At 66.3% G+C, this 21,747-nt stretch carries 16 protein-coding genes and 1 pseudogene; 8 read left to right on the plus strand and 9 right to left on the minus strand.

Annotated elements, in window-relative coordinates:
- Nucleotides 1-89 precede the first annotated feature (89 nt).
- Nucleotides 90-1,829 carry an excinuclease ABC subunit C gene (locus C457_RS00390; protein ID WP_008090927.1) on the plus strand — a complete coding sequence of 580 codons (1,740 nt, stop codon included), beginning with the start codon at nucleotides 90-92 and terminating at the stop codon, nucleotides 1,827-1,829.
- Between the two features lie 65 nt (nucleotides 1,830-1,894).
- Here the strand turns inward: C457_RS00390 and mdh are convergent, their stop codons facing one another.
- Nucleotides 1,895-2,809 carry a malate dehydrogenase gene (gene mdh, locus C457_RS00395; RefSeq protein ID WP_049905028.1) on the minus strand — a complete coding sequence of 305 codons (915 nt, stop codon included), beginning with the start codon at nucleotides 2,807-2,809 and terminating at the stop codon, nucleotides 1,895-1,897.
- A gap of 206 nt (nucleotides 2,810-3,015) precedes the next feature.
- Between mdh and C457_RS00400 the strand changes: the two genes are divergently transcribed.
- Nucleotides 3,016-3,708, plus strand: coding sequence for an Sjogren's syndrome/scleroderma autoantigen 1 family protein (locus tag C457_RS00400; protein ID WP_008090928.1), 693 nt, complete (start codon nucleotides 3,016-3,018; stop codon nucleotides 3,706-3,708).
- 285 nt (nucleotides 3,709-3,993) lie between these two features.
- On the opposite strand, the gene C457_RS00405 is transcribed toward C457_RS00400, so the two are convergent.
- The 4 genes from C457_RS00405 to C457_RS00420 form a co-directional block, all read right to left on the minus strand.
- Nucleotides 3,994-6,588 carry a DEAD/DEAH box helicase gene (locus tag C457_RS00405; protein ID WP_008090929.1) on the minus strand — a complete coding sequence of 865 codons (2,595 nt, stop codon included), beginning with the start codon at nucleotides 6,586-6,588 and terminating at the stop codon, nucleotides 3,994-3,996.
- Between the two features lie 345 nt (nucleotides 6,589-6,933).
- Nucleotides 6,934-7,920, minus strand: a complete 987-nt coding sequence (locus tag C457_RS00410; RefSeq protein WP_083864259.1) for an OapC/ArvC family zinc-ribbon domain-containing protein — start codon at nucleotides 7,918-7,920, stop codon at nucleotides 6,934-6,936.
- A gap of 48 nt (nucleotides 7,921-7,968) precedes the next feature.
- Nucleotides 7,969-8,361 (minus strand): DUF2073 domain-containing protein, encoded by a 393-nt coding sequence (locus tag C457_RS00415; protein WP_004044951.1) that lies wholly within the window; start codon nucleotides 8,359-8,361, stop codon nucleotides 7,969-7,971.
- Between the two features lie 6 nt (nucleotides 8,362-8,367).
- Nucleotides 8,368-9,009, minus strand: a complete 642-nt coding sequence (locus C457_RS00420) for an Era-like GTP-binding protein (RefSeq protein WP_004974066.1) — start codon at nucleotides 9,007-9,009, stop codon at nucleotides 8,368-8,370.
- 658 nt (nucleotides 9,010-9,667) lie between these two features.
- Here C457_RS00420 and C457_RS21200 point away from each other — a divergent pair.
- Nucleotides 9,668-9,828, plus strand: a pseudogene (locus C457_RS21200) (cytochrome bc complex cytochrome b subunit); the annotation flags it as partial.
- Nucleotides 9,829-11,081: 1,253 nt separating this feature from the next.
- A complete protein-coding gene (locus tag C457_RS00425) occupies nucleotides 11,082-12,755 on the plus strand; it encodes a Cdc6/Cdc18 family protein (RefSeq protein ID WP_008090936.1) in 1,674 nt (557 codons plus the stop codon).
- Nucleotides 12,756-12,843: 88 nt separating this feature from the next.
- Here C457_RS00425 and C457_RS00430 read toward each other — a convergent pair whose 3' ends face one another.
- On the minus strand, nucleotides 12,844-13,683 hold the full coding sequence (locus tag C457_RS00430) for a S26 family signal peptidase (RefSeq protein ID WP_008090937.1): 840 nt from the start codon (nucleotides 13,681-13,683) through the stop codon (nucleotides 12,844-12,846).
- A gap of 78 nt (nucleotides 13,684-13,761) precedes the next feature.
- Between C457_RS00430 and C457_RS00435 the strand changes: the two genes are divergently transcribed.
- Complete coding sequence (locus C457_RS00435; RefSeq protein WP_008090938.1) at nucleotides 13,762-15,354, plus strand: DNA-directed DNA polymerase II small subunit; 1,593 nt, start codon at nucleotides 13,762-13,764, stop codon at nucleotides 15,352-15,354.
- Between the two features lie 109 nt (nucleotides 15,355-15,463).
- Complete coding sequence (locus tag C457_RS00440) at nucleotides 15,464-16,591, plus strand: oxidoreductase (protein WP_008090939.1); 1,128 nt, start codon at nucleotides 15,464-15,466, stop codon at nucleotides 16,589-16,591.
- A 126-nt stretch (nucleotides 16,592-16,717) separates the two neighbouring features.
- Here the strand turns inward: C457_RS00440 and C457_RS00445 are convergent, their stop codons facing one another.
- Both C457_RS00445 and C457_RS00450 read right to left on the minus strand, forming a co-directional pair.
- On the minus strand, nucleotides 16,718-17,527 hold the full coding sequence (locus C457_RS00445; RefSeq protein ID WP_008090940.1) for a ZIP family metal transporter: 810 nt from the start codon (nucleotides 17,525-17,527) through the stop codon (nucleotides 16,718-16,720).
- Between the two features lie 153 nt (nucleotides 17,528-17,680).
- Nucleotides 17,681-18,109, minus strand: a complete 429-nt coding sequence (locus C457_RS00450; RefSeq protein WP_008090941.1) for a hypothetical protein — start codon at nucleotides 18,107-18,109, stop codon at nucleotides 17,681-17,683.
- Nucleotides 18,110-18,296: 187 nt separating this feature from the next.
- On the opposite strand from C457_RS00450, the gene C457_RS00455 reads away from it, so the two are divergent.
- Both C457_RS00455 and C457_RS00460 read left to right on the plus strand, forming a co-directional pair.
- A complete protein-coding gene (locus C457_RS00455; protein WP_008090944.1) occupies nucleotides 18,297-19,475 on the plus strand; it encodes an aspartate kinase in 1,179 nt (392 codons plus the stop codon).
- Nucleotides 19,476-19,691: 216 nt separating this feature from the next.
- Entirely contained in the window at nucleotides 19,692-21,038 is a 1,347-nt protein-coding gene (locus tag C457_RS00460) for a tryptophanase (protein ID WP_008090946.1), read from the plus strand.
- Nucleotides 21,039-21,068: 30 nt separating this feature from the next.
- Here C457_RS00460 and C457_RS00465 read toward each other — a convergent pair whose 3' ends face one another.
- Nucleotides 21,069-21,728 carry a metallophosphoesterase family protein gene (locus C457_RS00465; RefSeq protein ID WP_008090948.1) on the minus strand — a complete coding sequence of 220 codons (660 nt, stop codon included), beginning with the start codon at nucleotides 21,726-21,728 and terminating at the stop codon, nucleotides 21,069-21,071.
- Nucleotides 21,729-21,747: the final 19 nt, after the last annotated feature.

The following is a 21,747-nucleotide window of genomic DNA, read 5'->3' on the forward strand; positions in this document are numbered from 1 at the left end:
TAACTTCCGAGGCGGCGAGACGACCGAATCGACCGTCCCGCTCGCTCGACGCGTCAGCCTCAAGCCCTTCGCGCGGTAAGCCACCCCAGATGGACCCTGCCGCGGTCAGCGAACGAGCCAGCGCGCTTCCGTCGGACCCCGGCGTGTACCAGTTCATCGCCGGCGACGCGGTGCTCTACGTCGGGAAAGCGGTCGACATCCGCGCCCGCGTCCGGTCGTACGCCGACCCGCGGTCGGAGCGCATCTCCCGGATGGTCGACCGCGCGGAGCACATCGACTTCGCCGTTACCGACACTGAAACGCAGGCGCTCCTCCTCGAAGCCAACCTCATCAAGCGCCACCAGCCGCGCTACAACGTCCGCCTGAAGGACGACAAGTCCTACCCGCTCGTCCAACTGACGGCCCACGCGGTCCCGCGCATCGAGGTCACTCGCGACCCCGAGGACTCCGCGACCGTCTTCGGACCGTACACCGACAAGGGCCGCGTCGAGACGGTCGTGAAGGCGATTCGGGAGACCTACGGCCTTCGCGGCTGTTCGGACCACAAGTACTCGAATCGCTCGCGGCCGTGTCTCGACTACGAGATGGGCCTGTGTACGGCTCCCTGTACCGGCGAAATCGCAGAGCGCGACTACCGCGAGGACGTGGAGTCGGCAGTTCGATTCTTCGAGGGCGAGACGGGCGCCCTCGCCGACCCGCTCCGGCGAGAGATGGAAGCCGCCGCACAGGACGCGGAGTTCGAGCGCGCCGCCAACCTCCGCGACCGGTTGGAAGTCGTCGAGTCGTTCCACGGCGCGGGCGAAGACGCCGTCTCGGCGCAGACCGACGAGCGCGCCATCGACGTGCTCGGCGTCTCGCTCCGCGGCGACTCGGCGACGGTCGCGCGACTCCACGCCGAGCGCGGCCAGTTGGTCGACCGGACCCGCCACCACCTCGACGCGCCCGAGGGCGAAGACCGCACGGCCGCCGTCCTCTCGGCGTTCCTCGCGCAGTTCTACGCCGAGCGCGAACTCCCCGACGCGGTCGTCCTCTCGGAGCATCCGGACGACGAGGACGTGGTCGCGTGGCTCGAATCGGAGGGCGTGGGCGTCCGCGTCCCCGGCGCGGGCCGCGAGGCGAAACTGGTCGAACTCGCCCTGAAGAACGCCCGCCGACGCGCCGGCCGCGACGATGGACTCGCCACGCTCGCCCGCGAACTCGACCTCGACGTGCGCCGCGCCTCCCGCATCGAGGGCTTCGACGTGAGCCACGCGCAGGGCAAGGCCGTCGTCGGCAGCGACGTGTGCTTCGTCGAGGGGAGCGCCGAAACCTCGGACTACCGCCGGCGGCGACTCCCCGAGCGCAACGACGACTACGCGAACATGCGAGAACTCGTCCGCTGGCGGGCGACCCGCGCGCTGGAGGGCCGCGACGACCGCCCGGACCCCGACTTACTCCTCATCGACGGCGGGAAGGGACAGTTGAACGCCGCGCTCGACGCCCTCGACGAGACCGGCTGGGACGTGCCCGCCGTCGGCATCGCCAAGGACCGCGAACTGGTGGTCACGCCCGACCGGACGTTCGACTGGCCGGACGACGCGCCGCACCTGCACGTCCTCCAGCGCGTCCGCGACGAGGCCCACCGCTTCGCCGTCCAGTACCACCAGACGCTCCGCGACGAGGTGAAGACCGTCCTCGACGACGTACCCGGCGTCGGCGAGAAGACCCGCCGGGCGCTGCTCACGCGGTTCGGCAGCGTCGAAGGCGTCCGCGAGGCGTCGCTCGAGGACCTGACGGACGTGCCCGGCGTCGGCGAGAAGACGGCCGATGAACTGAAGCGACGGCTCTGAGGGGAGTCGAGCGCGTCGGGTGAAAAAGACGGATTGGATTCGTCGCGCGAGCGAGCCGGAGCGGCTTACGCGATTTTGTTGTACTGGTCGCGGAGCTTCTCGGCCGCGTCGTCCATGAGGTCGGCCTCGTAGTCGTCGAGGTCCCACTCGACGACTTCCTCGATGCCGTTCGAGCCGAGCTTGACGGGGACGCCGAAGGCGGTGTCCTCGTAGCCGAACTCGCCGTCGAGGACGAGCGAGCCAGGGAGCACTTCGCCGGTGTCGTGCAGGACGGCCTCGACCATGTGGGCGACGCCGGTCGCCGGGCCCCACTGGGTCGCGCCCTTGCGCTCGATGACGTCCATGGCGGACTCCTGGAGGTCGCCGAGAATCTCGTCTTTCTCGTCGCCGGAGAAGGCAGGGTCGTTGCCGTCGACGCGGACCTTCGAGAAGACGGGCACCTGTGCGTCGCCGTGCTCGCCGAGGATGGTCGCTTCGACGTTCTTGACCGGCACGTCGAAGCGCTGGCTCAGCACGTAACGGAAGCGGGCGGAGTCGAGGCGGCCGCCGAAGCCGATGACTTTGTGGCGGTCGCGGTCGCCCGTCTCGTAGAGGTGGCGGTTGAGCAGGTCGACGGGGTTCGACGTGGTGATGGAAACGAAGTCGTCGTTGTGCTCCGCGAGCGAGGAGCCGATGTCGTCCATGATGGGGGCGTTGTCGCCCGCGAGGTCGATGCGGGTCTGTCCCGGCTGCCGCGGGATGCCCGCCGTGATGACGACCACGTCGGAGCCGGCGGTGTCCTCGTAGCCGCCCTGCGTCACGACCGTGTTGGAGTCGTACGCGATACCGTGGTTCGTGTCCGCCGCCTGTCCGACCGTCTTGTCTTCCATCTTCGGGATGTCGACGAACACGAGTTCGTCACAGACATCGCGAAGCGCGAGGTTGTACCCAGCCGCGGCGCCGACCGTCCCGGCCGCACCAATCACGCTAACTTTCGTCATACCACATTAACCAGGCTGTGGATTCCGAGTAAACGTTTCGAAACGGGCACCGAAGCGCCGTCTGTCGATTATCTGTTCGTCAGTCGTCGAATTTCGACCGACAGCGGCGGGGTGTGGTCGGCCGCGAGAGCCGGTGAGACCGTCGGTGACGGACCCACCCGAGCGACGCCGTGGGGTTTTTCGACGCACGTCGCGTCCACACGCACATGAGCGACTTCGATAAGGAAGCAGAGCGGCAGCGACTTCGGGAGAAGTACGAACGAGACGAAAAGAAGCGCCGTTCGACCCAGCGCATGAGCGAGTTGCTCCTCAAGGGCGCGACGATGACGAACAAGCACTGCGACAACTGCGGCGACCCGCTGTTCCGCTACGAGGGACAGGTGTTCTGTCCGACCTGTCAGGCCGAGGGGCAGGTCGCGGCGGACGCGGACCAAGACGCGGAGCGGGCCGCCGAGGCGGCCGTCGAAGCCGACGTGTCCGAGGCTGGGGTCGAGGCCTCGTCCGGCGGAGCGACCGAGTCCGTAGAGAGCGCCGATGCGGCGGCCGACTCTGCGGCGGTCACCTCCGAGGCGTCGGACTCCGAGCGACCACAGGCCGGAACGCGACAGCCGGCGCAGGGCCAAGGAACCCGCGTCGCCGACGAGGCGCGCCGCGACCCCACCGGCGTGAACGGGCGTGCTGCGACCCCGCCGGCGCGAACCGCAGGCGACCAGAGGGCGACCGGGCAGCGTGCACGCCGCGAGGTCGCCGGCGACGTCACCGACGCGCGCGAGTCGCTCGTGCGGACGCTGACGTGGGCCGCCGAGCGCGCCGAGTCGACCGACGACCCGCGGCGGGCGACCGAGTACCTGGCCGCCGCGCGCGAGGCCGCCGAGGCCATCTCCGCGCTCGACCGATAACCGACCCGCGAACCGCGATCTCTCTCGGCGGTTGAAATCAACACACTGCGGTCCCTCTGTTTCGGAGAAGCACACTCATCCACACCGGCGGCACCGACGCGAGCAAACGCGCTCGACGTCGCCATTGAGACGGCGGTCGGGCTGGCGGGAACGTTCACCTCGTGGCGGCAACGAAGACCGAGTCGTCGAACGAGCCGACTTCGAAAGCGCCACCGAACGGTGCTTCGGACCGAGCCCGTCCCGGTGACCCTCGTCTCCTGACGCGCCTACGGGCAGGAAAACCGCTCAGCGATACTCCGCCCCGACGACCTCGCGGATTCGCTCGGCGGTAACTTGGCCGACGCCACGGACCTCTTTGAGGTCGTCCTCGTTGGCGGTCATGACCGCCTCGACGCTCCCGAACGCTTCGAGCAGCGTCCGCGCCGTGACCGGGCCGATGTCGGCGATGGCGGAGACGACGTACTCCTGTTGCTCGTCGAGCGTCTTCGCGCTCTTGCCGCCGTGGACGCTCACGGTGCGCTCGCGGTCCGTCTGCTCGCGGGTGGCGATGGTCGCCAGCATCTCCGCGGTGTCGTCTTCGTCCTCCGTGAACAGCACGCTCACGTTGAAGTCGACCGCGACCGACGACAGCGCCCCCCGAATCGCGCCGGGGTGGATGTTCCGCTCCTCGTAGAGACCACGACCCTCGATGATGAGAAGTGGCCGGGCGTAGTGACGCGTGAGGTCCGCTATCTGTTCGAATATCGAGCGGTCGCCGCCAGTGAGCGTGTCGAGGAAGTCCGAGACGCTCTTTCGTTCGACCGCGACGCGGTCCGAGAGGACGTAATCGCCGACCGCGAGCGTCTCCAACCGGGTCGTCAGGTCCTCGCGCTTCGAGAGAGTGCGGGCGATGTTGGAGTCGAGTTCGCGCTGGTCAACGACGATTTCGACGGTCTCCTCGTCGTCCGTTCCTGCCGCGGCGACGGTGGCCAGTTCGCCCGACTCGTCGCCTTCGGTCTCTGACGACGGGTTGGCATTGGAATCGTTCGAGTCCTCGTCTCGGACGGGCGCGTCGTCGCTGTCGTCGCCGTCATCACCATCTTCCGCCCGCGCCAGTTCCTCGTCGGAGGGACCGAAGTCGGCGAGGCCGGACTGTCCGTCCGAGTCGGTCGCCGCGGCGGCCGCGGTCTGTCCGTTCGAGGCGGTCGGTGCGGCGTCCGACGCTCCGTTTGCACCGTTCTCGGTCGCGGCGTCAACCCCCCCGTTTCCGGTGGAACCCTCCGAATTCTGGGTGGATTTTCCGTCGTCTCCCGCGAACGCCGAGAGGTCGCGCTGGGAGGGGTCGAGTTCGGCTTCGAGGTCGTCGGCCGCACCCTTGAGGTCGCGAAGCTCGTTTTGCATCGTCTTCTCGCGACGGCGCGATATCCAGAAGTACGCCTCGTCGCGGGTGTCCTCGGCGAGGAGGACGACCACGCGACCGTCGGCCTGACGACCGGTCCGACCCTTCCGCTGGATGGACCGGATGGCCGTCGGCACGGGTTCGAAAAAGAGCACGAGGTCGACCTCGGGCACGTCGAGGCCCTCCTCCGCGACGGAGGTCGAGACCAGCACCTCGAACTCGCCGCTTCGGAACTTGTCGAGGGTCTCCTGCTGTTCGTTCTGGGTCATCCCGTCGGAGCCCTCGCGGTCGCCCTGCCCGACGAACCGCCGGACGGAAAAGCTCTCCGAGAGGAACTCCGTGAGCGCCTCGGCCGTGTCGCGGGACTCGGTGAAGACGATGACGCGCTCGCCGTCCTGAATGCCGAGCGTCTCCGCGAGGAGGATGCGCGTCTTCCTGAACTTCGGGTGGAGGCCGTCGAACGACTCGGCTTTCCGCATCGCCTCGCGGACCTTCGGTTCGGCGACGAGTCGCTGGCTGGCCTTCGACGCGCCCGACGACCGGGCGGCGTTGCGCTGGCGCTCGAAGTACCGCCGGACCGACTCGACCGATTGGGTCTCCACGAGTTCGACAGCCCGGCGGAGCTTCATCACCTCCGCGTGCGTGGACATACCCTTGTAGCCCTCCGACTTGTCCGCGTTCATCAGCCGCTGTAGCTCCGCGCGCATCCGGTTGAGCTTCTTCTGCGAGATATCGGGCTTCGTCGACTTGGTGACGCCCAACTGCTTGAGTTTCTCCAGGCGGTCGGTGATGACCTCGTTGAGGGCGTCGCGTATCTCCAGAATCTCGTCGGGGAGTTGGATGCGGTTCCACTCCACGTCCGTGTCGTGGGTGTACTCCGACACGTCGGCGTCCTCCTCGGTCATCACCTCCACGTCGACGATGCCGAGGTTCTCACAGACTTCGAGGATGGCCTCCTCGTCGCCGCCCGGCGAGGCGCTCATCCCCGTGACGAGCGGGTCTTCGGCGTCGGCGTGGTAGCGCTCTGCGATGTAGACGTAGGCGTAGTCGCCGCTCGCGCGGTGGCACTCGTCGAAGGTGAGGTGCGTCACGTCCCGAAGCGAGATGCGGTTGCCGATGAGGTCGTTTTCGATGACCTGCGGCGTGGCGATGACAATCTGGGCCTCCTGCCAGAGTTCAGCCCGGTCGTCGGGCCGAACGTCGCCGGTGAAGACGACGATTTCGTCGTCCGGGACGTTCAGCGCCTCGCGGTAGAAGTCGGCGTGCTGTTGGACGAGCGGCTTCGTCGGCGCGAGAAACAGCGACTTCCCGCCGACGTCGTAGAGCCGCTGGGCCGTGACGAGTAGGCTGACGGTCGTCTTCCCGAGGCCGGTGGGGAGACAGACTAGTGTGTGGCCGTTGCGCGCGGTACCGGCGAGGCGAATCTGATAGAGCCGTCGCTCGATGAACGACGGCGCGAGTAGCGGGTGGTCCACGTACGCAACGTCCTCGGAGGCCGACATCGGTGACGATTACGCGTCCTCGCCGATAAGGGTTCGCAGAGCGGGGTGAAAGTAAAGCGGTCCGCCGGTGGAAACCGCGGCGGTCGTTACCCCGCGCTGTCGGCGGTGTCGAGGTCGAGGTCGTCTGGTCGCGCGGACGGGAGCGACGCTCCGAGGAGCGACGCCCACTCGGCGACTTTTTCGTTGTGCGGATTGGACATAGCGCTTCCCCAAGGAGATATACTCTCAACTATCGTATATAACGATTGTGCCGATTCGACGGACGGACTCGTCCGCGAGACCGAACGGCCGGCGTTCCACCGGAAACAACGGGGTCGGAAAATCAGTTCGACGCGAGGAACGCGCTCAGTCTTCGCGGTTGCCGGGGCCCCACGAATCCGGGACTTCGATGACGTAGCGGCCGTCCTCGCGGAGCGAGATGATGTACTCGTCGCGGTCGTACAGTTCCATGAGATTGAGTTCGTACTGACCGGGATTGACGATTTTGATGCTCTCGAACTGGTCGTTGAGTTCCTCGCGGAGCTGGTCCAGGTTGGGTCGGTCGTCGGACGACGGCTCGATGACCGTGCCGTCCGCGTCCGTGGGCGCGGCGTCGGTGGACTGACCGGCAGCCGCGTCGGGGTCGGGGCCGGAAGGCGCTTCGGACGGCGTCTCGGCCGGCGAGCCGCGCCGGTTCGCGTCGGCAGCGGCGAGTTCCTCGGGGGTGACGACGTCGCTCCGCGCGCTCTTCTGGGAGTTGTCTTCGTCCGTCTCGCGCGCGTTGATTTTGCCCGGCTCGCGGTTCGGGGGCGAATCCGGTCCCCGCGAGCGACTGGCCTGCTCCGAGGCCGATTGGACCCGCGATTCGTTCCGCGACGCTTCCGGGTCCTGCGGGTCTGCGCCCGGGGACTCGCCGGGCGCAGACGGCCATTCACCCCAACCGCGGGGTTTGGTTTCGGGGTCGTCGACCGCGTCACTTGCGTCGGCCGCGTCGGTCGACGACGGCTCGTTCTGGGTCGAGCCGGCGGCATCGGCAGTCTCGGTTCGCTGTGAGGCGTCCGCGTCCGCATTCGCGTTCGCCCAGTCGCTGACGGTCATCGACTCCTCGTCGGTCGAATCGAGATGGGACTGACGCTGCCCGCGGTCTCGGACGGCGTCGGCCGCCGAGGAGGTCAGGTCCCGCGTTCCGGCGCCGCCCGTCGACGTCGCGTCGTCGCTCGCGCTCGCGGGAGCGCTCCCGCTCGACGCGGGCTTGAACTGAAACTTGTTGCCGCCGCAGCTCGGGCACCCCGAGAGCATCTCCTTCGAGCCGTCGGGGAACACCTTACCGCACGTGGTGCATTGATGTGGCATTGATAGATGTTGACGCCGGATGGCGCGTGAGGGCGTTCGTGGGACCCCCTACTTTCGCGAGACGAGCGCGCTGATGAGATTCTCGTCCTTGTGTAGCGTCTGAATCTGGTTCGCGGGACCGATGACGGTGAGCTTCTGGGTCGACTGTCGGCCCATGAGCCGGTCGAGGAAGCTCTGGTCTGCGGTCTGCGAACGCGGGTACGTCTCGATTTCGATTCCGTTGAACTCGTCGGGGCTTATCTCGGCCATCGTGACCTCGATGAGCTTCGACTCCTCGTCGGGCGAAAGGCCCTCCTCGAGGATGACGATGTTGCCGTCGCGAACGCCGTCGAGGATGAGCCGAATCTTCTCCATGCTGGTGAGGTTTGCCATCCGATTCCCGCTGAAGAGGTCTATCTGGACCCCGTCGGAGCCGTTGTCGGAGGCGGTTGCTTCAGGCATGGTGAATCACGCGAAGTACTCCGCGATTTTGGCGTACACTTCGTCCATGTTCTCCCCTTCGAGCGCCGACAACTCGACTGTTTCGTGCTGTGGGTACGCGTTCGCGATGCGCTCGACGTTCGAGTCTTCGAGGTCGATCTTGTTCGCGAAGATGAGCACGGGCAGGTCCTGGCTCTCGATGATGCCGATGAGCATCGTGTTGACCTGCGATATCGGGTCCTTCGTGCTGTCGAGCACGTAGATGACGCCGTCGACGTCCTCGCGGAGCCAGTGCATGGCCTCGGCGACGCCCTCGGTCGCCTCGCGGGACCGGCGGACGGCGTCGTCTTTCTCCATGTCGTGTTCGAGAAATTCCTTGTAATCGACCTTCGTCGTGACACCCGGCGTGTCGACGATGTCGATGGTGACTTTCTTGCCGTTCCGCTCGATTTCGACGTTCTCTTTCCGCCTGGCGCGGCGAGTCTCGTGAGGGATGTGGCTCTCGGGACCGATGGCGTCACCGGTCCAGTCACGGGCGATACGGTTTGCGAGAGTCGTCTTCCCGGCGTTGGGCGGGCCATATATACCGATCCGCTTCGGCTCGCTCTCCGAAAAGAGCCGGTCGACGACTCGTGAGATGCTGTCTCTTAAATCTGTGAGCAGTCCCATCCTGGGCCTCCCGCACCTCCCGAACGCGTCGTGGAGGGCGTATGGAGGTATCACCCAACCGGACTCACTTAAGCACTACGTCAGACACCAGTCACGTGGGAGACAGGACGACAGAAAAGAACGTCGTGGACAGCGGTCGCGACGGACCGACGCGAGCGAGAAAAAGACGAGAGAGAACTGGGAGATTGCACGTGAAACGAAGGGGCAGGGAGGGGCAGCGGAAAGACGCCACTGGCCGCACCCTTCGAAAAGAGACTCGACGGAGTGACCCCGTCCCGCATCCCTCCGCTGGTGTCTCACTCGGCGATTTGTGTTACTTCGGGCGTGCGTGCGCGCGAGCCGATTAGCCAAGACACAGACAAGCGTGAGGGTATTCGACCCTCGGCGAAAGCGCGAGCGAGTAACTCATCGGCCGGCTCGGATGGCATATTCACCCCCGCCAAATTAGTTAGCTAGTTTGAAATTAATTTCTGATGACGTTTGGAATGCAGATATTTGTCAATTCGAAAGGTAGTTAGAACGGGTTCCTGTAACCATGAGGGAACCAGACCCTCCCGAACAAAGTGTGCAAGCCGACGGCGCGGGCATCGTAGCCCCCGACGACGAGACGCCTACTTGGAGCGAGCGCAAGACTCGTGAGACGGCCCACTTCCGACTCACTTACGGCGTATTGGCGAACGTCGTCGGTGCTATCGCCGTCGTACCGTTCCTCAACAAGGGGTCGCCGGGGCGGCCTCTTACGCGGTGCTGAAGACGATGCGCAAGGGGTACATGTACAACCTCAACCGCCGCTACTACCGACTTCGTCCGCCGAAGTGAGTAGGAGGGGACGGGACCGAAACGATATCGGTGCCGGAAGTCCGGCCCCGTACCGGTAGTGGCTCTCTCGTCGAGGCGGGCCACTCCACGGACGTGAACTCGTCGCAGGGGTAACACCCCCACCCCTTCGTTTCGGGTGGAACGGCCCGAAGGGGTGGGTGGGGGGAGACCGCTAGACGGCGGTGGGACGTTAATTCTATTCTAGGGGAGTACAATAATATCTCTTTTTGCCCCAGTACGGTTACGGTATGATAATATAGTTAATAAAACTATCTGTATCTAAAGACCGCCGAGACCCCCTCCCTACTCTCTCACGGCTCCACCCGAAACGAAGGGGTGTGGGGGCTCCGAGCCCCAAGGGTTTCCCGTCGAACTGGAAAACACCCACTTAATTGCAGAGGAAACCAAGGGGTTAGAACAGTCGCTGAACTCCTCAGTTCCTCGATTTCTCCGGAAGCGTGTTTTTCCCGTTTCCACACGAAACAGAGGGGTTGCGGGGACCAATTTTTCTCGTCGGACACCCACTCAACTCCGAGTTCCACTCCACCCGCGCGGACCGGTGGGTTTCGCGTCAACCGGGAGTCCGGTGTGGTGCCGCCCGGATGTCCGGTGTGCAACTGCCGTTCGTCGAAATCTACCACTATCGCTTGGAGTCTCGACGCGTCCCGCGGTTCGACTCGGTAGAGTGCGATTGTTCGAACCGACCCGTTTCACCTCGACGCCACTGTGCCCAATTCCCTCCGTCCCAGCCGGTCGACTCTATCAGACCCCACGTCGACTACGTTCTCCAATCGACTCGAACTACTCGCCTCATCCGAACCCTTCCTCACCCATCCCTGACTCCCGGCCATGGTTTCGACTCCGAGACGCTCCGCTCTCGGTGTCGATACGACCTGCCGACCTCCATCGACTGACCCCCGGTTGACCCTCGACTGACTCCCGACTTCCAACTGACGACCTCAATCGATTGACGACTCCAACCGGCGCTTCCGAACAGTGGTCGCGAGGAGTCTCCGTCCTCCGAGCGAATCGAGCGCTCGTGTTGAAACGGTCCCGTCCGGCCGAGTTCCGGTCGGACGGCGGCAGACGAGTCGGAGAAGTAAGATTTTTGTACCGACTGTTCGTTTGGTTCCTTTGCATCATCTGGAATCGCCTTCTTCGGCGTGACGCGCAGATGCCGGCTACCACCGGCCTCACGCACCGTATGCGCCGCTGCGGGCGACTATTCCACTTGAAACAAAGGGGTATTCACGATGGACGAGGAAGAGAATCCGCGAGGCGGCGCACGAGGAGAAGTCGGGAACAGTACGTCGGACGACAGCGCCGTCGACGGCGACTCCGGCGATGCACCCAGTACCGACGCGTCCGCTGACGATGCGTCCTCCGGGGCACCGACATCCGCCGCCGAGGACGACGTCTCCCCCGAAGACATCGACATTCAGGCGAGCATCGGCCCCGACGCCGACGCGCCTGACGAGGACCTCGACCAGCACAAAGACCCCGACGTCGGTCTCGACAAGGTCGTCCTCAACGACGACGAGGGTTCGAAGGGGCTGTTCGACGACCTCCTCGCCGGCGAGCCGATTTTCGAGAACAAGGAAGTCCTTCGGCCGTCGTACACCCCGCACGAACTCCCTCACCGGACCGACCAGATAAACCAGATGGCGACGATTCTCGTCTCCGCCCTGCGCGGGGAGACGCCGTCGAACATCCTCATCTACGGGAAGACGGGGACCGGCAAGACCGCGAGCGCGAAGTTCGTCAGTCAGGAACTCGAATCCACCTCCCAGAAGTACGACGTGCCCTGCGAGGTCGAGTACATCAACTGCGAGGTGACAGACACGCAGTACCGCGTGCTCGCGCAGTTGGCGAACAAGTTCATCGAGAAGAACGTCGAGCGCATCGAGGCCGAACAGGAACGACTCGACGAGATGCGCACGCGGGCGACGGAAGACCCCAACGCCCTCGCGGACACGCCCTACGACTCCATCGCCGAGATAGACGAGCGCGCGGCGGAACTCGACGACGACGCCGACGAGATGGAGACGGTGCCGATGACCGGGTGGCCGACCGACCGGGTCTACACGACGTTCTTCGACGCCGTCGACTACAAGGAGCGCGTGGTCGTCATCATGCTCGACGAAATCGACAAGCTGGTGGAGAAGTCGGGCGACGATACCCTCTACAACCTCTCGCGGATGAACTCCGAACTCGACAACTCCCGCATCTCCATCATGGGTATCTCGAACGACCTGAAGTTCACCGACTTCCTCGACCCCCGGGTCAAGTCGAGCCTCGGCGAGGAGGAAATCGTCTTCCCGCCGTACGACGCGAATCAGCTCCGCGACATCCTCCAGCACCGCGCCGACGTGGCGTTCAAGCCCGGCGCGCTCACGGACGACGTGATTCCGTTGTGTGCCGCCTTCGCCGCGCAGGAACACGGTGACGCCCGGCGCGCACTCGACCTGCTCCGCACGGCCGGCGAGCTCGCAGAGCGCGGGCAGGCCGACACTGTCGAGGAGGCACACGTCCGGCAGGCGCAGGACAAAATCGAACTCGACCGGGTGGTCGAGGTCGTCCGTACCCTCCCCACGCAGTCGAAAATCGTCCTCTTCGCCATCATCCTCCTGGAGAAAAACGGCGTCCGCAACATCAACACCGGCGAGGTGTTCAACATCTACAAGCGCCTCTGCGAGGAGATCGACGCCGATGTCCTCACCCAACGCCGCGTCACCGACCTCATCTCGGAACTCGACATGCTCGGCATCGTCAACGCCGTCGTCGTCTCGAAGGGTCGTTACGGCCGAACCAAGGAAATCAGCCTTTCTGTCCCCATTGACGAGACCGAGGCCGTCCTGCTGACGGACTCCCGACTCGGCGACATCGAGAGCGCACAGCCGTTCGTGCAGGCGCGGTTCGATAACTAAACGACAATCACTAAACGACAATCGTCGCTCTCTGGTTGGTGCCGTCGTAGAAGTTCCGCTCTGCTTAGTCCTGCTTACCGAACCCGGATCACGCCGCGACCGCGTCGCCGTGCACTGCTGTCTTCGACGTCTCGACCGGAAGCGGTGCCGTCGTCGGTATGTTGGTGGCTGTCGCCTCAATCATGGTCACGTCCTCGGTCGCCACGTCGACGGATTCGACGGACTCAACGGACACGGGTGCGACCGGCGTCGTCGTCGCCATCGAGTTGGCGAGCGTCAGGCGAACCCACCCGAGAAGCGGGATGCGGACCCGCGCGACGCCTTGGACCCACTCGGGTCGGATCGGGTCGGCGATGCCGCTCACCTGGTCGTACCGCGGGTTGTTGTCTCCTTTCGTGATGAAGCCGGCGTACTCCGCGGGGCAGTTGGCGAGTTCTCGACAGTTGTCGGCCGACATATATTCGGGGTTCGCCCGGTCGTACCAGTTCTCTCCTTCGTCGACCCAGAACATCGCCCGGTGGATAATCGGTGGCCCTGCCGACCCGGGGTCGTCGTAGACGATGACGCTGCCGGGGCCGCCGAACTTCCGATAGTCGACATCCGCGCCCGTCTCGGCCGTGACGACGGCGGTTCCCTCGACGGATGCGTCCGGGGCGTACCGGTCCGGTCCCGTGATGAACACGAGGTCGCCTTTGTGCATGTGCGGTTCCATGCTCCCGCTTTCGACGGCGACCATCGGTGGCCACACGCCGCTCACCGCGAACAGGAACAACCCGACGGCCAACACGGCGAGCGCGCTCGTCAGAACTTCGCGGACGAACAGCAGCGGCCCCTCCTCTGCCGTCCGGAGTCGAGTTAGTACGCCTTCGTCGGAGGCGGGACCGCGCCGCGGTTCGGGGGAGGGCGGGCGACCGTCGTCGTCACTCATCACTCCCAGTTTACCCGGACTGGGTTTCAACGTTCTGGGTTTCGGCATCCTTTTTGCCGCGTGTCGCACACTCCGGGTGTGCCACTGGAGACGCCGGCGCGCATCGTCCGGGCGCTCGTCGGTCGCGGCTACAACGCGGAACGCGAGGCCGTGACCCTCATCGCCGGCTCCGACGACCCCGGCCGCACCCTCGCCCGCGTCGTCGAAGCCGTCCCGGACGACGCGCTTCGCATCACCGCCGACCACGTCCGCGAGGTGCTCGCGTCCGCCCCCGCCGCGGACCCGCCGGGAACGGAATCGACCGGCCCGGCCGCCGCGCAGGTTACGGACGCCGACGCGTCTGCCACCGCCGCGTCAGACCCCCCTGTTTCCGCTGCAACATCGCACGACAACGCGGACCACACTGCTCAATCGACTCCAGCCGAAGCCGAGGGAGAGCCGACCGGGCGGAACGTCGACCCGGCGCTTCGGTCCCTCGAAATCGCCAACGACATGACCGGCCAGTCGACGGGCACCGGCGAGTACGACGACTTCGTGAAGGTGTTCCGCGACCGCTACGAGAAGCTCTCGAAGATGCTCCGCGGGCGCGTCAACCACCGTCCCGCGAAGGCCATCTCGAACATGTCCGGCGGCGAGGACGCGGAACTCATCGGCCTCGTCGACGACGTTCGCTCCACCAAGAGCGGCCACTGGATTATCGAACTCGAAGACACGACGGGGACGTTCCCCTGTCTCGTGATGAAGGACAAGGACATCGCGGGCTACGTCGACGAACTCCTCATGGACGAGTGCATCGCGGTGCAGGGGACGCTCTCGGGCGACGCGGGCATCCTCTTCGTCGACTCGATGCACTTCCCCGACGTGCCGCGGAGCCACCGACCCAACACCGCCGACAGGGACGTGCAGGCGGCGCTCATCTCGGACGTGCACGTCGGCAGCCAGGAATTCATGGCCGGCGCGTGGAATCGCTTCGCCGACTGGCTCCACACCGAGGAGGCAGAGCGCATCGAGTACCTCCTCATCGCCGGCGACATGGTCGAGGGCGTCGGCGTCTACCCGAATCAAGACGAGGAACTCGACGTCATCGACATCTACGAGCAGTACGAGGCGTTCTCGGAGCACCTCAAATCGGTGCCCGGCGACCTCGACATCGTGATGATTCCGGGCAACCACGACGCGGTCCGACTCGCGGAGCCACAACCCGGTTTCGACGACGAACTCCGCGATATCATGTCGGCCCACGACGCTCGAATCACGAGCAATCCCTCGATGATCACGCTCGAAGGGGTCAACGTTCTCATGTACCACGGCGTCTCGCTCGACGAGGTCATCGCCGAGCTGCCGGCCGATAAGGCGAGCTACGACGAGCCGCACAAGGCGATGTATCAGCTCCTGAAAAAGCGCCACGTCGCGCCGCAGTTCGGGGGCCACACCCGCCTCGCGCCCGAGGAACTCGACTACCTCGTCATGGAGGACGTGCCCGACATCTTCCACACCGGCCACGTCCACAAGCTCGGCTGGGGCAAGTACCACAACGTCCTCGCGGTCAACTCCGGCTGCTGGCAGGCCCAGACCGACTTCCAGAAGTCCGTCAACATCGACCCCGACGCCGGCTACGCCCCCATTGTCGACCTCGACACGCTGAACATGACGGTTCGGAAGTTCTCCTGAGTCGGCGGCCGTTCTCCTGCTCAGCGTGCCCCCTGATAGCACGCCGGATGTGCGGGGGTCGGGACCATTCCGCCGTCGCTTTTTATCCGCGACGCGCGCAGAATCGGTGATGACTGACGACGCGCTGTTCGACGCGACGATCCTGAACGACCTGTCGCTCGCTAACCGGGCCGGGTTGGCACCGATGACGCGTATCAGCGCCACCGACGAGGGGTTGGCGACGAACGAGATGGCCCACTACTACCGGAAGTTCGCCGACGGCGGGTTCGGATTCCTCGTCACCGAGGGCGTCTACACGGACGACGCGTACAGCCAAGGCTATCTGAACCAGCCGGGGCTCGTCACCGACGACCACGTCGAGGCGTGGACGAACGTCACGGACGCCGTCCACGAGGTCGACACGCCGATTTTCGCGCAGTTAATGCACGCCGGGGCGCAGTCGCAGGGGAACCCGCACCTCGACGGCGACCGGACGCTCGCGCCCTCCGCGGTCCAGCCCGACGGCCAGAAGGCGGAAGCCTACGGCGGGAGCGGCGAGTTTGCCGTCCCGAAGGCGGCTGACGAGGTGGACCTCGAAACCGCTCGTGAGGGCTTCGTACAGGCGGCGAGGAACGCGGTCGAAGCCGGCTTCGACGGCGTGGAACTCCACGGCGCGAACGGCTATCTGCTCAACGAGTTCCTCGCGGCGGACGCGAACCAGCGCGACGACGAGTACGGCGGGGGCCCCGAGTCTCGCGTTAAGTTCCCCGCCGAGGTCCTTTCTGCGGTCGCCGACGCGGTCCCCGAGGAGTTCGTCGTCGGCATCCGCGTCTCCCAAGAGAAAGTGACCGACGGCGACTACGAGTGGCCAGAAGGCGAGGACGCGGCCGCGGTCTTCTTCGAGGCGCTCTCGGCCGCCGGAGCCGACTACGTCCACACGACCGAGACCGACGCGACGAGTCCGACCTTCGGCGCGGACGGGTCCTCGCTCGCCGAGGCGGCCGCCGAACACGTCGCGGACGACACGGTCGTCATCGCCAACGGCGGTCTCGGTGACCCCGACGCGGCGGGGGCCGCCGTCGACGCCGGCGCGGACCTGTTCACGCTGGGAACGAGCGCGCTCGCCAATCCGGATTGGCCGGCGCGCGTGGCCGCCGACGACGGCCTCGACGCCTTCGACCCGGCGAAGTTCCTCGCGCCGACCGCCGGTCTCTCCAACCACGAGGTTCCGTCCGACCCACCGGCCGCGGACGACTGACGCGCGCTCGACGCCGGGTCCCCTGACGGCGGACCGACGACCGAACCCCTTCGCTTCCACTCGAACTCTCGTTTTTGCGGCGTTTTCCGGGGCGTTCTGTTTTCGGGTTCCGCGACCCCGACTCGACTACCCGAGCGTCACGTCGAGGTAGAGCATCACGACGACGCCGACCATCGTCCCGAAGGTCGCCACGCGCTCGTGACCGTTCGAGTGCGTCTCGGGGACGATTTCGTCGGAGATGACGAACAGCATCGCGCCGGCGGCGAAGCCCATTGCGTAGGGGAGCAGCGCCGAGGCGTACTGGATGGCCCACGCGCCGAAGACGGCGAGCGGAATCTCCACGAGGCCGGCTCGGATGCCCGTGAACGTCGCGTAGGTCGTGTTCCGGAGGCCGGCGTTGACGGCGGCGATGGAGACCGCCAGCCCCTCGGGGATGTTCTGGATGCCGATGGCGAGCATCAGCGGGATTGCCGTCCCGAGGTCGCCGGAGCCGAAGCCGACCCCGACGGCGAGGCCCTCGGGCATGTTGTGGATGGTGATGGCGACGATAAAGAGGACGACCGAGGCCATCTTCTTCTCCGTCTCAGGGGCGTCCGTCCGGGTCTTGCCGGTCACGAGGATGTGGACGTGCGGAATCCACAGGTCCGCTTGGTCGAGGACGACGACGCCGATGACGAAGCCGGCGAGGACCGGAATCGGATTCCCGCCCGCCGCCTCGATGCCGGGGAGGATGAGACTCGTGAAACTCGCGGCGAGCATGACGCCGGCGGCGAAGCCGAGGAGCGTGTCGAGCGAGCGCTTCGAGGGGTCGCGCCAGACGAGAATGAGAAGCGCGCCCACCATGTTCATGCCGGCGATGACGATGCCGCCGAGGAGGCCCTGCATCACCGGGTCCGAGCCGGCGAGCGAGACGAACAACTCTTCGACCGTGGTCACAGTCGTCTCACTCCCGGCCGCCGGTTCGCACGTCGTTCAGTCATGGGCCACCAAACGAGAGGGAGGTATGTATTCCCACCGTCGGTTCTCGCCGACCGCGCCCTCGTTGCGCGCGACGGGAGCGAACTGGGCGGTCGCGCCCCGCGGGCTGGACTACCCCGTCTCGTCGAGGACGTACCGGACGGTCGGCGACCCCTCGAACCGCGGGCCGTGGCCGACGCGGTCGAACCCGGCGTGCTCGACCGCGTCACACAGCGGCCGCTCGGATTCGAGGACGAGCACCTCGACCGGCAGGCTCTCGGCGCTGGCGAAGCGGAGCGGCTCTTCGAGCAGCCGCCGTACCGCCGGCTCGGTCCCGCCGAGCCGAGTGACGTGGAGGACGCCGTCGCGGACGTCGAAGCCGACGAACCCGAGTACTGGTTCGTCGTCGGCCGGCGCGTCGGCGTTCGGGTCGGAGCCCGTGTCGGCGGTGGCGAGACGGACCGTGCGGTCGCGTATCAGCCGCCGCATCGCCCGTATCGGCGCGTCGGCGACGGCGGCGAGCGCCTCGGCGTCGGTGTCCACGGCGTCTCTGACATCCATACCCGAACGTACCGCGCCTTCGGTGATAAATCTCCGCACGCGAGGCGGCGGTACGGGCCGTCTCGACGCCGGATTCGAGGGTGACGGCAACGGTTGAATCGGAGGACATAGTTATACGTCCCCCCGCGTTAGCCCCTCGCATGTTTACCAACGAAGCCCCGAAGCGACGCGACGCACCGGAGGGACGATGCGCGTAGTCGCGAAGTTCGGCGGCACCTCGCTCGGTAGCGGTGACCGAATCAACCGCGCCGCGGACTCCATCGCCGCGGCCGTCGAACACGGCCACGAAATCGCCGTCGTCGCCTCCGCGATGGGCTCGACGACCGACGACCTCCTCGACGAAATCAAGTTCGAGGCCGACGACCGCGACCGCGCCGAAATCGTCTCGATGGGCGAGCGGACCAGCGTGCGCATGCTCAAGGCGGCGCTGGCCGCCCGCGGCGTCAACGCCCTGTTCGTCGAACCCGGCACCGACGAGTGGCCGGTCATCACGAACGACCTCGGCGAGGTCGACGTCGAGGCGACCCGAGAGCGGGCCGCGAAGCTCGCCGCCGAACTCGACGGCGTCGTTCCGGTCATCACCGGCTTCCTCGCGCAGAACCACGACGGCGAAATCACGACGCTCGGCCGCGGCGGCTCCGACACCTCCGCCGTGATGCTCGGTAACTACATGGACGCCGACGAGGTCGTCATCGTCACCGACGTGGAGGGTGTCATGACCGGCGACCCGCGCGTGGTCGAAGGCGCGCGCAACGTCGGCCGCATCACCGTCGACGAGCTTCGGAACCTCTCGTTCCGCGGGGCCGAGGTCGTCGCGCCGTCTGCGCTCTCGTACAAGGACGCGGGGCTCGACGTTCGGGTCGTCCACTACCAGCACGGCGACCTGCTCACCGGCGGGACGCTCATCGAAGGCGAGTTCCACAACCTCATCGACATGCAGGAAGAACCCCTCGCGTGTCTCACCGTGGCCGGGCGAGCGATTCGCAACCGACCGGGAATCCTCGCGGACCTCTCGGCAGCCCTCCGAGAAGAGGACATCAACGTCGACTCGGTCGCCTCCGGGATGGACTCTATCACGTTCTACGTCCTCGAAGACGACTCCGACCGGGCCGAGGCCGTCCTCCACGACCGCGTCGTCGCCGACGACGCGCTGTCTTCCGTCACCGTCGAAGACGACATCGCCGTCGTCCGCGTCACCGGCGGCGAACTCCCGAACCGCCCCGGCGTCATCCTCGACATCGTTCAGCCGCTGTCCGACGCCGGCATCAACATCCACGACGCCATCACCTCCGCGACCTCCGTCGCAATCTTCGTGGCGTGGGACGACCGCGAGGAGACGCTCGGCATCATCCAAGACAAGTTCTGAGCCCGCTCCTCGGCTCGATTCCGTTTTTACGCAGTCGTTTCCGCCAGCGACGCCGAACAGCCGGCAGCATCCGACGGTCGGCGTGGGCGGTTCGTGGCGATAGCGGAACAGCCGGCGACACCGATGCACAGTCCCGTCCACGAGCGCCGAAAACCGGGCGTCGTCCCTCGATTTTCCGCCTGCCGATTACTTCACGTTCGCGGGTCTATTGCGGGCATGAAATCGTACAAGGCGAAGATGGTCGAGCCCATCGAACTCCCCTCGCGCGAGGAGCGCGAGGCCGCCCTCGAACGGGCCGGCTACAACGCGTTCAACCTCGACGCCCGCGACGTGTACATCGACCTCTTGACCGACTCGGGGACGGGAACTATGTCCGCAGAGCAGTGGGCGGCGATGATTCGCGGCGACGAGGCCTACGCGGGCAGCGAGTCGTTCGCCCGACTCGCGGAGTCGGTCCGCGACGTGATGGGCTTCGAGCACGTCGTACCGACCCATCAGGGTCGCGGGGCGGAGAACGTCCTCTACGGCGTCCTCTTGGAGGACGGCGACGTGGTTCCGAACAACTCGCACTTCGATACGACCCGCGCCCACATCGTCAATCAGGGCGCGGAGCCGGTCGACTGTCCGTCGCCCGCCGCGCGCGACCCGAACTCCACGGAGTCGTTCAAGGGTAACTTCGACATCGACGCGGGCTACGCGCTCGTCGAGGAGGTCGGCGCCGACGCGGTTCCCGTCGTCGTCCTCACCATCACGAACAACTCCGTCGCCGGCCAGCCGGTCTCGATGGCGAACATTCGCGCCACCGCCGAGTTCGCCCGCGACATCGACGCCATGTTCGTCATCGACGCCTGCCGATTCGCGGAGAACGCCCACTTCATCAAGACCCACGAGGCGGGTTACGAGAACCGCTCGGTCGCCGAAATCGCCCGCGCGCAGTTCGAACACGCCGACGCGATTACGATGTCCGGCAAGAAAGACGCGCTCGTCAACATCGGCGGCTTCGCCGCGATGCGCGACGAGACGGTGTTCGAACACGCGAAGCAGCGCGCCATCCTCTACGAGGGCTTTCCGACCTACGGCGGCCTCTCGGGCCGCGACATCGAGGCGATGGCCGTCGGCCTCCGCGAGGCCGTCACGCCGCCCTACGTGTCCGACCGCGTCGAACAGGTGGCCGAACTGGGCGACCTCCTCGTCGAGGCGGGCGTCCCCGTCTACCAGCCGACCGGCGGCCATGCGGTCTATCTCGACGCCGGCGAGGTGTTCCCGCACATCCCGAAAGACGAGTTCCCCGGACAGGAACTCGTTTGCGCGCTCTATCTCGAAGGCGGCGTCCGCGGCGTCGAACTCGGCGGCTTCGCGTTCCCCGGCACCGACCGGCCGGACCTCGTGCGCCTCGCGCTCCCGCGGCGCACCTACAGCCGCGAACATCTCGAACACGTCGCCGAGACGGCCGCGAAGGTGATGGACTCCGCCGGCGAGTACGGCGGTCTCGAAATCGTCGAGGAGCCGCCGATGAAGGAGCTTCGGCACTTCTCGGCGCGGCTCGAACCGGTGTCGAACTGACGGCTTCAGGATAGCTACTCGATTTCGTCCCTATTTTCCCTCGTACAGCCGGCTCGCCAGTCGCTCCGGCAGGCCGACCTCGCGCACGCGCTCGGCGACGCGGTCGATGTCGTAGTTGACGCGCTCCGCCTCGATTTCCATCGCGTCGAGGTCGGCGACCGCGTAGGCCGCCCGCGGGTCGCCGTCGCGGGGCTGGCCGACGCTTCCGGGGTTCAGGACGATTCCGTCGTCGTAGATTCGGTGGCCCTGCACGTGGGTGTGACCCAACACCAGCAGGTCCTCGCCGTCGAGGAGCGACGGCGAGAAGTCGTCGGGGTAGGTGTAGCGGTCGGGGTGGTCGGGGTGGCCGTGGGCGAGTTTGACCCGGCCGTCGGCGACGTGTCGGGTTTTCGGAAGTGACGATAGCCACTCCATCGACGCCGGGGAGAGCGCGTCGCGGGCGTAGTCGACGCCCGCGGCCGCCATGCTGTTGAAGCGGAAGCCGGTCCCCGACGTGACTGCGCGGTCGTGGTTCCCCGAGACCGTTGGCACGTCCCGGTCGGCGAGTTCGGACACGCACTCCTCGGGCCACGGGTTGTAGCCGACCACGTCGCCGGCGCAGACCAGTCGGTCGACCGGCGGCATCGATTCGAGCACCGCGTCGAGTGCCGGGAGGTTCCCGTGCACGTCCGAGATGACGCCCAGTCGCATGGCTCGGTGTACGGGTGCG

Source organism: Haloferax prahovense DSM 18310 (assembly GCF_000336815.1).
Lineage (GTDB): Archaea > Halobacteriota > Halobacteria > Halobacteriales > Haloferacaceae > Haloferax > Haloferax prahovense.